At 61.1% G+C, this 13471-nt stretch carries 10 protein-coding genes; 1 reads left to right on the forward strand and 9 read right to left on the reverse strand.

The window, feature by feature from the left end:
- Window positions 1–52: 52 nt before the first annotated feature.
- The 6 genes from HXW87_RS17520 to glcD form a co-directional block, all read right to left on the reverse strand.
- On the reverse strand, window positions 53–1738 hold the full coding sequence (locus HXW87_RS17520; RefSeq protein WP_004577329.1) for a lactate permease LctP family transporter: 1686 nt from the start codon (window positions 1736–1738) through the stop codon (window positions 53–55).
- 216 nt (window positions 1739–1954) lie between these two features.
- Window positions 1955–4132 carry a malate synthase G gene (locus HXW87_RS17525; protein ID WP_004577330.1) on the reverse strand — a complete coding sequence of 726 codons (2178 nt, stop codon included), beginning with the start codon at window positions 4130–4132 and terminating at the stop codon, window positions 1955–1957.
- Between the two features lie 45 nt (window positions 4133–4177).
- Window positions 4178–4576, reverse strand: a complete 399-nt coding sequence (locus HXW87_RS17530) for a heme-binding protein (RefSeq protein WP_004577331.1) — start codon at window positions 4574–4576, stop codon at window positions 4178–4180.
- A 198-nt stretch (window positions 4577–4774) separates the two neighbouring features.
- Window positions 4775–5992, reverse strand: coding sequence for a glycolate oxidase subunit GlcF (gene glcF / locus HXW87_RS17535; protein ID WP_004577332.1), 1218 nt, complete (start codon window positions 5990–5992; stop codon window positions 4775–4777).
- Between the two features lie 9 nt (window positions 5993–6001).
- Complete coding sequence (gene glcE, locus HXW87_RS17540) at window positions 6002–7054, reverse strand: glycolate oxidase subunit GlcE (protein ID WP_004577333.1); 1053 nt, start codon at window positions 7052–7054, stop codon at window positions 6002–6004.
- Window positions 7054–8553 (reverse strand): glycolate oxidase subunit GlcD, encoded by a 1500-nt coding sequence (glcD, locus tag HXW87_RS17545; RefSeq protein ID WP_004577334.1) that lies wholly within the window; start codon window positions 8551–8553, stop codon window positions 7054–7056. The genes glcE and glcD overlap by 1 nt, the downstream gene beginning before the upstream one ends.
- A 259-nt stretch (window positions 8554–8812) precedes the next feature.
- On the opposite strand from glcD, the gene glcC reads away from it, so the two are divergent.
- Window positions 8813–9592, forward strand: a complete 780-nt coding sequence (gene glcC, locus HXW87_RS17550; protein WP_004577335.1) for a transcriptional regulator GlcC — start codon at window positions 8813–8815, stop codon at window positions 9590–9592.
- A gap of 48 nt (window positions 9593–9640) precedes the next feature.
- On the opposite strand, the gene pyk is transcribed toward glcC, so the two are convergent.
- The 3 genes from pyk to HXW87_RS17565 all read right to left on the reverse strand — a co-directional run bounded on the left by pyk (window position 9641) and on the right by HXW87_RS17565 (window position 13398).
- Window positions 9641–11062 (reverse strand): pyruvate kinase, encoded by a 1422-nt coding sequence (gene pyk, locus HXW87_RS17555; protein WP_004577336.1) that lies wholly within the window; start codon window positions 11060–11062, stop codon window positions 9641–9643.
- Entirely contained in the window at window positions 11052–12332 is a 1281-nt protein-coding gene (locus tag HXW87_RS17560; RefSeq protein WP_004577337.1) for a glycerate kinase, read from the reverse strand. Before HXW87_RS17560 ends, pyk begins: the two co-directional genes overlap by 11 nt.
- Window positions 12333–12513: 181 nt before the next feature.
- The gene (locus tag HXW87_RS17565) at window positions 12514–13398 is read right to left on the reverse strand and encodes a 2-hydroxy-3-oxopropionate reductase (protein WP_004577338.1); all 885 of its coding nucleotides are present in this window, start codon (window positions 13396–13398) and stop codon (window positions 12514–12516) included.
- Between the last annotated feature and the right edge of the window lie 73 nt (window positions 13399–13471).

Below are 13471 nucleotides of genomic sequence, written 5' to 3' on the forward strand. Positions count from 1 at the left end.
CCGATCATGATTGGGGTGGAAAGGCGCCGGTGAACCCGGCGCCCGGTGGGTATCAGTGCACCAGCATGCCGGTGAACACGTATGCCTGGGACAGGGTGATCAGACCGATGATGGCGGCAAAGATCAGGCTGTGCTTCAAGGTGAAGCGGAACAGATCCGACTCCTTGCCGACGATGCTGGTGGCAGCACATGCCACAGCGATCGACTGCGGCGAGATCATCTTGCCGGTTACGCCGCCACTGGTATTGGCAGCGACCAGCAGGGTGTCGCTGACGCCAATCTGGTGCGCGGTGGTGGCTTGCAGCGAGCCGAACAGGGCATTGGACGAGGTGTCGGAGCCGGTCAGGAATACCCCCAGCCAGCCCAGGAACGGCGAGAAGAACGGGAACGCCGCGCCAGTACCGGCCAGCACCAGCGCCAAGGTGGTAGACATACCGGAATAGTTGGTGACGAAGGCGAAAGCCAGCACCATGCCGATGGACAGGATCGGTAGCTTGAGTTCGACCAGGGTCTCCTTAAAGCTGACCAGTCCGGTCTTCCAGTTGATGCGCAGGACAAACATCGAGACCAGCGCCGACAGTAAGATTGCACTACCACCCGCCGACACCAAGTCGAACTTATACACCGCCGCCATTGGGGTGGGTTGGGCGACGATGGGTGCGGCCTTCATCACCAGTTGGTCCAGGTGCGGAATCTTGAACATCAGCACCAACTGCTCGAGCGCGCCACCTGGGGCGAACATCGCCTTGAATGGTTTGAGCGTCCAGATGGTTACCAGCACAGTGAGGATCAGGAACGGCGACCAAGCCTTGAGGATCTGCCCGAAGCTGTACGGCGACGGCGTACCGCCGCGAGGGCCGGAGAAGCCGCCCATGACCGCCGCACCGCCGGACACGCTGACCACCTCACGATCGGCGGCACGGGTCGGCTGCCAGACCTTGAGGAACAGCGTCAGCGAGACGATACTGACCAGCGCCGAGGTGATGTCCGGCAGTTCCGGGCCGATGTAATTCGAGGTCAGGTACTGGGTGATGGCAAAGCTCGCGCCGGCCACCAGCGCGGCAGGCCAGGTTTCTTTGACGCCGCGCCAACCGTCCATGATCGCTACCAGCCAGAACGGTACGATGACCGAGAGCAGCGGCAGTTGGCGTCCGGCCATGGCGCCAATCTTGAACGCGTCGATGCCAGTCACTTGCCCAGCGACGATAATCGGCACACCCAAAGCACCGAAGGCCACCGGTGCGGTGTTGGCGATCAGGCACAGCCCTGCGGCGTACAGCGGATTGAAACCCAGCCCCACAAGCAAGGCACCGGTGATCGCCACTGGCGCGCCGAAGCCGGCCGCACCTTCGAGGAAAGCCCCGAAGGAGAAGCCGATCAGCAGTACCTGCAGGCGCTGGTCATCGGTGATCGACAGCACCGAGCTGCGAATCACCTCGAACTGACCGCTTTTGACCGTAAGCTTGTAGAGAAATACGGCCGCGACAATGATCCAGGCGATTGGCCACAGACCATAAGCGAAGCCGTAACCGGCAGCGGCAAAGGCCATGTCCAAGGGCATGTCGTAGGCCAGGGTGGCGACTAGGATCGACAACACCAAGGTAATGGTGCCGGCGATATAGCCTTTCATGCGAAAGACGGCGAGAGCAATAAAGAAGAAAATGATCGGGATCAGCGCGACCAAGGCTGACAAGCCCAGGCTGCCGAGGGGAGTGTACATCTGTTCCCAAGTTTGCATGTTAAAAGCCTCTTTTTATTGTTGATAGCTTGTAAGGGTGATGCGGATGTTTCGACGGGGTTAGCTGGTCGAATGTGTATGACGGTGAGCAATGCCTCCTCGCTGGCAAGCCAGATCCTGTCGGCACTGGATGCTGCGAAAACGTTATTTGGGATCTCCCACAGACGCGGTGCAGTCATGTGGGAGTGAGCTCATCAGCGACGGGCAGGTACGGGTTCAGCGAGCCTGTTTGAAGCGTAACCGCCAGGCATGGAGCAGCGGCTCTGTGTAGCCACTTGGCTGCTCACGTCCCTTGAACACCAGGTCACAGGCGGCGCGGAAGGCATGGCTGCTTTCAAAGTCCGGCGCCATCGGGCGGTAGGCTTGGTCCCCAGCATTCTGCCCATCGACCACCTGAGCCATGCGCTCCAGCGCTGCACGGACTTGGCCAGTGCTAACCACACGATGGTGCAGCCAGTTCGCAATATGCTGGGCGGAGATACGCAGGGTGGCGCGGTCTTCCATCAAACCTACGTCGTGGATATCGAGCACTTTGGAACAACCAACGCCCTGTTCGATCCAGCGCACTACATAGCCAAGGATGCTCTGGCAGTTGTTATCCAGTTCTGCCTGGATCTCGGCCGGGCTCCAGTTGCGATCGACACTGACCGGCACACTGAGCAGGCCTTGCAGCAACTCGGCGCGCTGGCTGTCCAGGTCGATGCGTTCCAACTCTTGTTGCACTTGACGCACGTCTACTTGGTGGTAATGCAGCGCATGCAGCGTCGCGGCGGTAGGCGAAGGTACCCACGCAGTGTTGGCGCCGGCCTTGGGGTGAGCAATTTTCTGTTCAAGCATGGCTGCCATCAGGTCCGGCATGGCCCACATGCCCTTGCCGATTTGCGCCCGTCCACGCAGGCCACAGTCCAGCCCCACCAGTACGTTGTTGCGCTCATAGGACTGGATCCAGGGAGTCGACTTCATGTCGCCCTTGCGCAGCATGGCGCCGGCTTCCATGGTCGAGTGCATCTCGTCGCCCGTACGGTCGAGGAACCCGGTATTGATGAACACCACTCGGTTGGCGGCTTCGGCGATGCACGCCTTGAGGTTGATGCTGGTGCGGCGCTCCTCGTCCATGATGCCCATCTTCAAGGTATGAGGGGCCAGGCCAAGAAGATCCTCAACTCGACCAAACAGCCTGTTGGCAAATGCTACCTCAGCAGGGCCGTGCATCTTGGGCTTCACGATATAGACGCTGCCGCTACGCGAGTTGCCGCGGCGGCGCAGGTCGTGAACGGCTGCAAGGCTAGTGATTACGGCATCGAGAATTCCTTCGGGAATCTCCTGACCTTCCTGATCGAGGATGGTTGGGGTGCTCATCAGATGACCAACGTTGCGCACGAACAGCAGCGAGCGCCCCGGCAGGGTTACTGGTTTACCGTCGCGGCCCTGGTAGGTGCGGTCAGGGTTCAGGGTACGCGTGAATGCCTTCCCGTTCTTGCTCACGGTTTCAGTCAGGTCGCCCTTCATCAGGCCCAGCCAGTTACGGTAGACAGCCACCTTGTCATCGGCATCGACCGCGGCCACTGAATCTTCGCAGTCCATGATGGTGGTCAAGGCCGACTCCAGCACCAGGTCCTTGACGCCAGCGGCATCGGTGCTGCCGACTGGGCTGGTCGGGTCGATCTGGATCTCCACGTGCAAGTCACGATGCACGAGCAGTACGACGGTCGGTGACAATGCTTCGCCCTGGTGACCAACGAATTGATCCGATTGGGCCAAACCGATCGCTTCACCGCTATGCAGCGATACCCGCAATTGACCATCCACTACCTGGTAGGCGCTGGCATCGACGTGAGAACCGCCCTGCAGGGGGAAGGCCTGGTCGAGGAAGGCGCGGGCGAACGCAATGACTCGAGCGCCACGCACCGGATTGTATCCAGGCCCCTTGCTGGCGCCGCCGTCTTCGGCGATGGCGTCGGTGCCATACAGGGCATCGTACAACGAGCCCCAACGGGCATTAGCGGCGTTGAGCGCATAGCGTGCGTTCATCACCGGCACCACCAACTGCGGGCCGGCCTGCACTGCTACCTCACGGTCGACATGGTCCGTGCCGACCTTAACCTTTTCAGGTTGTGGCAGCAGATAACCGATGCAGCCAAGGAAGCGCTGATAGGCCTCCATGTCCGTTACCGGCCCGGGGTGGGCGCGGTGCCAGGTATCCAATTCGCCCTGCAAGTGAACACGCTCGGCCAGCAAAGCGCGGTTGCGCGGCGCCAGATCGTGCACCAGGGCATCGAGCCCCCTCCAGAAATGATCCGACGTAATCTCGGTGCCGGGGAGCACCTCATCCTCGATGAAGTGCTTGAAGTTCTCAGCCACCTGCAAACGCTGGCATGGCACGCGCTCGGTCATTCTCGTCTCTCCTATCGCTTGGTTCATCTGTTCTTGAAGCCGCGCTCAGAGCGCAGCGATCCCGGCTGCAGCCACTTGGGCATCCTGTTCGGCCTTCACTCCGGAAACGCCCACGGCAGCAACCACTTGCCCGTCCACCCGCAGCGGAAGGCCCCCTTCGAGCGATGTCAGCAGCGGTGCGCTGACAAACGCGGTGCGCCCGCCGTTGACCATTTCCTCGTAACCCTTGGTGTCGCGTCGGCCGAGCGCTGCGCTGCGAGCCTTTTCGGTGGCGATGTAAGCAGCGATGGGGGCGCAACCATCGAGGCGCTCGAGGGCCAGCGGGTGGCCGCCGTCATCGACTACGGCGATACACACCGCCCACTGGTTACGCTGCGCCTCTTCGCGTGCGGCAGCGAGGATGCGGGCGACTTCGGCTTGTTCGAGCACAGCTTTGCGTTGCATGGTGTTCTCCTGGCTAGTGCTTCTTGCATACTGCTATGCGTTGCATGGCACTAGGTTTTCTGTGGCTATCAGTCTGGATGAGGCTTGTTAGCGGCAGAACACTTGGAAAGCGTTTTCTGCCGATACAAAAGGTATCGAATGGCACTTCGGGAACTCCCACGGACGGAACGTAGCGCCGTGGGAGATCATCGGAGTCACCTAAACGAGTGCTTCTTCCACCAGTTCAATCCAATGGCGCACAGGTGTGCGTCCAGCGCCGTCGAGGTGGGTCTGGCAGCCGATGTTGGCGGTGACGATAACTTCCGGATTGCCGCTTTCCAGGGCGTTGAGCTTGTTGTCGCGCAGTTGAAATGACAGTTCCGGCTGAGTCAGCGAATAGGTGCCTGCCGAACCGCAACACAGGTGACTGTCAGGCACGGCGGTTAGGCTGAAGCCCAGTCGCTCAAGCACACCTTCAACAGCGCCACCGAGCTTTTGTGCATGTTGCAGAGTGCAGGGGCAGTGGAAGGCCAAGCGACGATCGCCGTGGATACCCAGCCGTTCCAATGGCTCGTCGCGCAACACCTCGACCAAGTCACGAGCCAGAGTACTGACCCGCGCGGCCTTTTCGGCGTATGCAGGGTCGTCTTCGAGCAGATGGCCGTAGTCGCGCACAAAAGCGCCGCAGCCACTGGCCGTCTGTACGATGGCTTCGGCACCTGCCTCGATAGCTGGCCACCAGGCATCGATATTGCGCCGGGCGCGTTCCAAGCCCTTTTCTTGAGCATTGAGGTGGTAGTCCACTGCACCACAGCAACCGGCTTCGCGGGCCGCAGTCACAGAAATGCCCAAGCGGTCAAGCACACGTGCTGCCGCCGCATTTGTGTTGGGCGAGAGGGCAGGTTGCACGCAGCCTTCGAGCATTAGCACACGACGTGCATGCAACAGTTGAGGACGAGGCTTAGCCGGGTGCGGATGGCGCGGTAGCTTGGCTTGTAGGGTTTGCGGCAGCAACGGACGGAAGGCTTTGGCGGTGCTGGTCAAGGCCCTGAACAGTGCAGGACGCGGTACCACTGCACGCAGGCCCTCACGCAGTAGCCGCTGGCCCAGCGGGCGAGGCACCTGTTGCTCAACCACGGCGCGGCCGATGTCGAGCAGGTTGTGGTACTGAACTCCGGACGGACAGGTGGTTTCACAGTTGCGGCAGGTCAGGCAGCGGTCCAGGTGAGCTTGGGTCTTGGCCGTGACCGGCTGGCCTTCGAGCACCTGCTTGATCAGGTAAATGCGTCCGCGTGGACTATCCAACTCATCGCCCAGCAGTTGGTAGGTGGGGCAGGTGGCCGTGCAGAACCCGCAATGCACGCAGGAGCGCAGAATACGTTCGGCTTCCTCTGCACGGGGAAGACTTTTGGCTTGTTCGCTCAGATTAGTTTGCATGGTGCACTCTCAGACTTCGGCGTACAGGCGGCCCGGGTTGAAGATGCCCTGGGGATCGAGTTGCAACTTGAGATTGCGGTGGTAGCGCAGCAGCGGTGCCACCAGCGGATGGAACGACGCCGGATCTGATTCATAAAGAGTCGCATGACCGCCGATGCGGGCTACCGCCTGGCGAATCAGTTCTGCGGGGACGTCGGACTTCAACCAGCGCTGTGCGCCCCCCCAGTCCAGCAACTGCCTGCCTGGCAATTCGATCGGCGCGCTGTTGTGTGGCAGCGAAAGGCGCCACAGCGGTTGAGGGGCCTCGAAAAAGCCCAGGCGTTGCTCACGCAGGTCAGTCCAATAACTACCATCGAGGTCCTCACCTCCCAGACGCTCGACCGCGGAGGCCACCGAGCCTTCGCCGCCTTCCAGGCGCAGGTGCAGGGCATGCCCGTCGTAGGAGGCTGCACTGATCGGTATCGGTTGCTGGCCCCATTCGGCCAGCTCGCCCAAGGCCTGGTGCAGGTCCATTTCCAAGCGCAGGCTCTGGCACTTGCGCGGCTTGGGTAGCACCTTCAGCGACACTTCGGTCAACACCCCCAGGCACCCGAAACTACCCGCCATCAGCCGCGAGAGATCGTAGCCAGCGACGTTCTTCATTACTTCACCACCGAAGCGCAGCAGTTTGCCGTGACCGGTGATAACGCGGGTGCCCAGTACATAGTCCCGTACCGAGCCGGCCCAAGGGCGGCGTGGGCCGGAAAGTCCGGCGGCGACCATGCCGCCGAGGGTGGCTCCAGGGCCAAAATGCGGTGGCTCGAAAGGCAGCATCTGGCCGGCGGCGTCGAGCGCGGCCTCGATGTCCACCAACGGCGTACCGGCGCGGGCGGTTAGTACCAACTCGGTGGGGTCATAGCTGACAATCCCGCGGTGGCTGCGGGTATCAAGCACCTCGCCCGTGACCGGACGGCCAAGCATATTCTTGCTGTTGCTGCCCTGAATGCGCAGAGGCGTGCGTTCGTTGAGCGCCTGATTGACCTGCTCCAGCAGGGCAGCGCTAGCGTCGTGATCGTGTCGCATCAGAAGCGCTCCAGTTCAGGGAAGGGCAACTTGCCGTGGTGCACGTGCATCGAGCCAAATTCGGCGCAGCGGTGCAGGGTAGGGATATTCTTGCCGGGGTTGAGCAGGCCCTGCGGGTCGAAGGCGTGCTTGACGGCGTGGAACAGGGTCAGCTCATCGCTGTTGAATTGCGCGCACATCTGGTTGATTTTCTCGCGGCCCACACCGTGCTCACCGGTGATGCTGCCACCGACTGCCACGCACAGCTCGAGGATCTTCCCGCCCAACGCCTCGGCACGCTCCAGTTCACCAGGCTGGTTGGCATCGAAGAGAATCAGCGGATGCATATTGCCGTCGCCGGCATGGAATACGTTGGCGACACGCAAACCGTATTGTTCCGAAAGCTCCGTGATGCCATTGAGCACGCCCGGCAACTCACGGCGTGGAATGGTGCCGTCCATGCAGTAATAGTCTGGAGAGATGCGCCCCACCGCCGGGAAGGCGTTCTTGCGTCCGGCCCAGAAGCGCGCGCGCTCGGCTTCATCGCAGGCCAGACGCACGTCGGTCGCGCCCGCAGCCCGAAGCACTGCCTCGACGCATTCGCAGTCCTCCTGCACGTCGGACTCTACGCCGTCAAGCTCGCACAACAGGATGGCAGCAGCGTCCACGGGGTAACCGGCGTGAATGAAGTCCTCCGTGGCGCGGATAGACAGGTTGTCCATCATCTCCAGCCCCCCGGGGATGATGCCGGCGGCGATGATATCGCCAACTGCGCGCCCGGCTTTTTCCACCGAGTCGAAGCTAGCCAGCAAAACGCGTGCGACCTGGGGCTTGGGCAACAGTTTGACAGTCACCTCAGTGACAATGCCCAACATGCCTTCAGAACCAGTAAACAGCGCCAACAGGTCAAACCCTGGGGCGTCTAGCGCATCGCTGCCCAAGGTCATGTACTCGCCTTCGATGGTGAGAATCTCAACCTTGAGCAGGTTGTGTACGGTTAAACCGTACTTCAGACAATGCACGCCACCTGCGTTCTCGGCGACGTTGCCGCCGATTGAGCAAGCGATCTGTGAGGAAGGATCAGGTGCGTAGTACAACCCATGAGGCGCAGCCGCCTGAGAAATCGCCAGGTTACGAACACCGGGCTGAACCCGTGCGTAACGACCTTCGGGATTGACCTCAATGATTCGGTTGAAGCGGGCCATTACCAACAGAATGCCTTGCTCCAGTGGCAGGGCGCCTCCGGATAGACCTGTGCCAGCGCCGCGTGCGACCACCGGGACCTGACGGGCATGACAAATCTTTAAAAGGGCTTGGACGTGCTCGATCCGCTTAGGCAGTACCACCAACAGCGGAACCACACGGTAGGCGGAAAGACCATCACACTCGTAGGGAAGGAGATCTTCTTGGCTGTGGAGGATTTCCAGATCTGGAAGGGACTCTTGTAGCTCAAAAAGCAGGGCAGCCTTGTCGACCCGCGGCAGGGCACCGTCGACTCGCTCATCGTAGAGAATATTCATAAGGCTCACTTGTATTTTTGTTGTTTTTTGGCGTGGCCGGGGCGCCTGGGGGGATCACCCATACGACGCTGGCTCACCAGACCGAAGTCGAGATTAGGCTGCTCGTTCTATCGCGGGGAGTCGATGAGCACGCCAACTGGTAGGACCACTTTTTTGCCGCATGGCTAAAATGAATGTGGTGGTAGAGAGGTTTTTGCGTGAAAATCTTTCTCTAACGAGATAACAATAAGAAGCTGGTCCTACCAGTTGAGAGGTGGCAATGAACACCGTGGTTTCGCAGAAGCATGAAAAAGTACAGATCGCCGATCAAGTGGCCGAACGTATCGAAAAGCTGATCGTCGATGGTGTACTCAAGGTTGGCCAGGCATTGCCTTCTGAGCGACGTCTGGTGGAGAAGCTGGGATGCTCGCGATCAGCATTACGGGAAGGTTTGCGAGTGCTACGTGGCAGAGGCATTGTTGAGACCGAACAAGGGCGGGGTTCATTCGTTGCAGATTTGAGTAGGACAGGTAATGCGACCCCTTTGATGCACCTTTTTAGCTCACAACCGCGGACGCTGTTCGACCTGCTGGAAGTGCGAGCACTTCTTGAAGCAGAGTCGGCCAGACTGGCCGCACTACGTGCGACTGATATTGATCGGGTGCTGATCAAACGTCGCTACGACGAGATGGTAGACGCCCATGAGAATCCAGAATCCCATGACCCACGTGAGCACGCCCGGCGCGACCATGCCTTCCACAGAGCGATTAGTGAGGCTTCGCATAACCCGGTCTTAGTGCACACCTTGCAGTCACTCAGCGATTTGACGCTCAGCACGGTGTTTGCTTCCGTCAATAATCTCTACTGTCGGCCAGCGCAGAAACGGCAGATCGATCGCCAGCACTCTCGGCTCTACCATGCGGTGATGGAGCAGTTACCCGAACAGGCCCAACGAGCTGCTCGAGAACACATCACTAGCGTCCGTGACAACCTGCAAGAGATTGAGCAAGAAGAACAACGCCTGGTTCGAGCGACTATGCGCCTGGAAGGTTGGAAATAAAAACAGGCGCTTGTAAGCGCCTGTGCTCGGGACTATGGCCTGAGGGTCCTAGCTCATGGGAATTTGTTCTATGCGTAACGTGTTGGTGCTGCCAAGGCGTCCAAACGGCATACCGGCGGTTATGACAACCGTGTCGCCGGGCTTGGCCATTTCCAGCAATTGCACTTGAGAGAGTGCTGTACTCGTAACATCCTCGACCTTCCGCAACCGTTGATTGACGACCGAATAGACGCCCCAGGCGACGCTCAGACGTCGACCTGTGTTCAGATTTGGTGTCAGGTTGAGGATAGGAGCTCTCGGGCGCTCACGGGCGGCACGCAGGGTCGACGCCCCTGATTCGCTATAATTCACCAGCACCGCCACCGGCAGAATGCCGCTGATCCGGCGGATCGCACAACTGATCGCATCCGAGACAGTGGCCTCGGCCTGAGGCCGTCCAACGTCTAACTGCACCTGGTAATCCGGGCCCGCTTCAACCTGGCGGATGATCTTACTCATCATCTGCACCGCTTCCAGTGGGTAGTCACCCGAGGCAGTCTCGGCCGACAACATCACCGCGTCCGCACCTTCGGCCACGGCGTTGGCTACGTCCGTGACCTCAGCGCGGGTCGGGGCAGGGGAGAATCGCATGGACTCGAGCATCTGGGTCGCAACGACCACCGGGCGGCCCAACTGGCGGCAGATGGTGATGATGCTCTTCTGGATCTGCGGCACGCTTTCGGCCGGCACTTCCACACCTAGGTCACCACGGGCGACCATGATCGCGTCGCTCAGTTCGGCGATCTCGCGCAGTTGGGTAACGGCCGACGGTTTCTCGATCTTGGCCATGAGGAAGGCACGGTCGCCGATCAGTTGGCGCGCCTCGACGATGTCCTGCGGGCGCTGCACGAACGACAGCGCCACCCAGTCCACGCCCAGTTCCAGGCCGAAGGTCAGGTCGCGGCGGTCTTTCTCGGTGAGCGGAGAGAGGTCGAGCACCGCCTGCGGCACGTTCACGCCCTTGCGGTCGGACAGCTCGCCACCATTGAGCACCTCGGTGTCGATAGCATCAGCGTGCTTGGCGGTCACCCGCAGGCGCAACTTGCCATCGTCCAGTAGCAGATCCATGCCCAGCTCCAGGGCGGCGATGATCTCAGGGTGCGGCAGATTAACTCGACGCTCATCGCCCGGCGTGCCATCCAAGTCCAGGCGTAGAGACTGGCCACGTTGCAGATGGACCTTGCCTTCGGCAAAGCGGCCAACGCGCAGTTTCGGACCTTGCAGGTCCATGAGGATGCCCAGTGGGTAGTTCAGTTGGCTTTCCACTTCGCGGATCCACTTGAAACGCATCGCATGGTCGGCGTGCTCGCCGTGGCTGAAGTTGAGGCGGAAGATGTTCACCCCGGCCTCGACCAACTGGCGTACGTCGTCGATGCCCTTGATCGCAGGGCCCAGGGTGGCAAGGATCTTTACTTTTTTATCAGGCGTCATGTTGGGCAGTCTCGAGGATCAGGATGGCGCGGAAATCGTTGACGTTGGTGCGGGTCGGCTCGGTGACGATCAGCGCATCCAGCGCGGCGAAGTAGCCGTAGCCGTTGTTGTTGTCCAGCTCGTCGGCGGCCGACAGGCCCAGGGCCTGGGCGCGGGCGTAGCTGTCGGGGGTCATGATCGCCCCGGCGTTCTCTTCCGAACCGTCGATGCCGTCGGTGTCACCGGCCAGGGCGTAGACGCCCGGCAGGCCCTTGAGGCTTTCGGTCAGGCTCAGCAGGAACTCGGCGTTGCGCCCGCCACGGCCGTTGCCGCGCACGGTCACGGTGGTCTCGCCGCCGGAAAGGATCACGCAGGGCGCGGCCAGCGGCTGGCCATGCAGGCGGATCTGCCGGGCGATGCCGGCGTGCACCTTGGCCACTTCACGCGACTCGCCTTCCAGGTCGCCAAGGATCAACGGGCTGAAGCCGTGCTTGCGGGCGATCACGGCGGCGGCGTCCAGCGACTGCTGGGGCTTGGCGATCAACTGGAAGTGGCTGCGGGCCAGGGCCGGGTCGTTTTCCTTGACGGTTTCCGAAGCCGGGTTGTTCAGCCAGTCGATCACCGCTTTTGGTGCGGCGATGTTGTAGCGCTTGATGATCGCCAGGGCTTCGGCGCTGGTGCTCGGGTCGGCCACGGTGGGGCCGGAGGCGATGACCGTGGCGAGGTCGCCCGGTACATCGGAAATCGCATAGGTGTAGACCGTGGCCGGCCAGCAGGCCTTGGCCAGGCGGCCGCCCTTGATCGCCGAGAGGTGCTTGCGCACGCAGTTCATCTCGCCGATGGTGGCGCCGGACTTGAGCAGCGCCTTGTTGATCTGCTGCTTGTCGGCCAGGGTCAGGCCTTCGGCGGGCAGGGCCAGCAGGGCAGAGCCACCGCCGGAAAGCAGGAAGATGACACGGTCGTCTTCGGTGAGGTTGCTGACCATCTCCAGCACGCGCTTGGCAACGGCCAGGCCCGCGGCGTCCGGTACCGGGTGGGCGGCTTCGACCACCTCGATCTTCGAGCAGTTGGCGCCGTGGCCGTAGCGGGTGACCACCAGGCCCGAGACGTCGCCTTGCCAACTGCGCTCGACCACTTCGGCCATGGCTGCGGCGGCTTTGCCAGCGCCGATGACGATGACGCGGCCGGTGCGGTCGCTGGGCAGATGGGCTTCGAGCACCTGGCGGGGATGCGCGGCGTTGATGGCTGTATCGAACAGCTTGCGAAGGATTTTTTGCGGATCGACCGACATGGCAGGCTCCCAAAATTCTTGTTGTTCTGCAGAATCGAAAACGCCCCTGGAACTGCCTCCGTGCAGGCCGAACCAAGGGCGGGTATTGCTCATTGCCGCTGCCTGACCCGTGGTCGCAAGTCAGACAGTGCTGGACGCTTTGCGAACTTCCAGCGAAGAAACCGCTGTAGTCGCTAGGGAATCACTTCTCGTCGCGGATCGAGAAGTTGGCCATGTGCTCAAGGCCTTTGATCAGTGCGGAGTGGTCCCAGTTGCTGCCACCGATGGCCGCGCAGGTGCTGAACACCTGTTGCGCGTTGGCAGTGTTGGGCAGGTTGATGTTCAGTTCCTTGGCGCCTTGCAGGGCCAGGTTCAGGTCCTTCTGGTGCAGGCTGATGCGGAAGCCTGGGTCGAAGGTGCCCTTGATCATGCGCTCGCCGTGCACTTCGAGGATCTTCGAGGAGGCGAAGCCGCCCATCAGTGCTTCACGTACCTTGGCAGGATCTGCGCCGTTCTTGGCGGCGAACAGCAGCGCTTCGGCGACGGCCTGGATGTTCAGGGCGACGATGATCTGGTTGGCGACCTTGGCGGTCTGGCCGTCACCGTTACCACCGACGCGGGTGATGTTCTTGCCCATGGCCTGGAACAGCGGCAGAGCGCGTTCGAAGGCGTTCGGGCAGCCACCGACCATGATGCTCAGGGTCGCGGCTTTGGCACCGACTTCGCCGCCGGACACTGGGGCGTCGAGGTAGGCAGCGCCGGTGGCCTTGACCTTCTCGGCGAAAACCTTGGTGGCGGTTGGTGAGATCGAACTCATGTCGATCACCACCTTGCCTTCGCCCACGCCCTCGATTACACCGTTTTGACGAAACAGAACATCCTCAACGTGAGGGGTGTCGGGCACCATGACGATGATGAACTCAACTGCTTCGGCCACCGCTTTTGGGCTGGGCAGTGGTGTGGCGATGAGGTCGGCGGGCACCGGGTCATGGTGGGTAGAAACGAACAGTTCATGACCTGCTTTTTGCAGGTTTTGGGCCATGGGCTTGCCCATGATACCAGTGCCGATGAAACCGATTTTAGCCATGAGAAATTGCCTCTTTTCTATTTATTGACCCCATACAGTTACGTGTCACGGAACTGTATGGGGGCTTTGGTCT

Source organism: Pseudomonas sp. Y5-11 (assembly GCF_022368695.1).
GTDB classification, from domain to species: domain Bacteria; phylum Pseudomonadota; class Gammaproteobacteria; order Pseudomonadales; family Pseudomonadaceae; genus Aquipseudomonas; species Aquipseudomonas parakoreensis.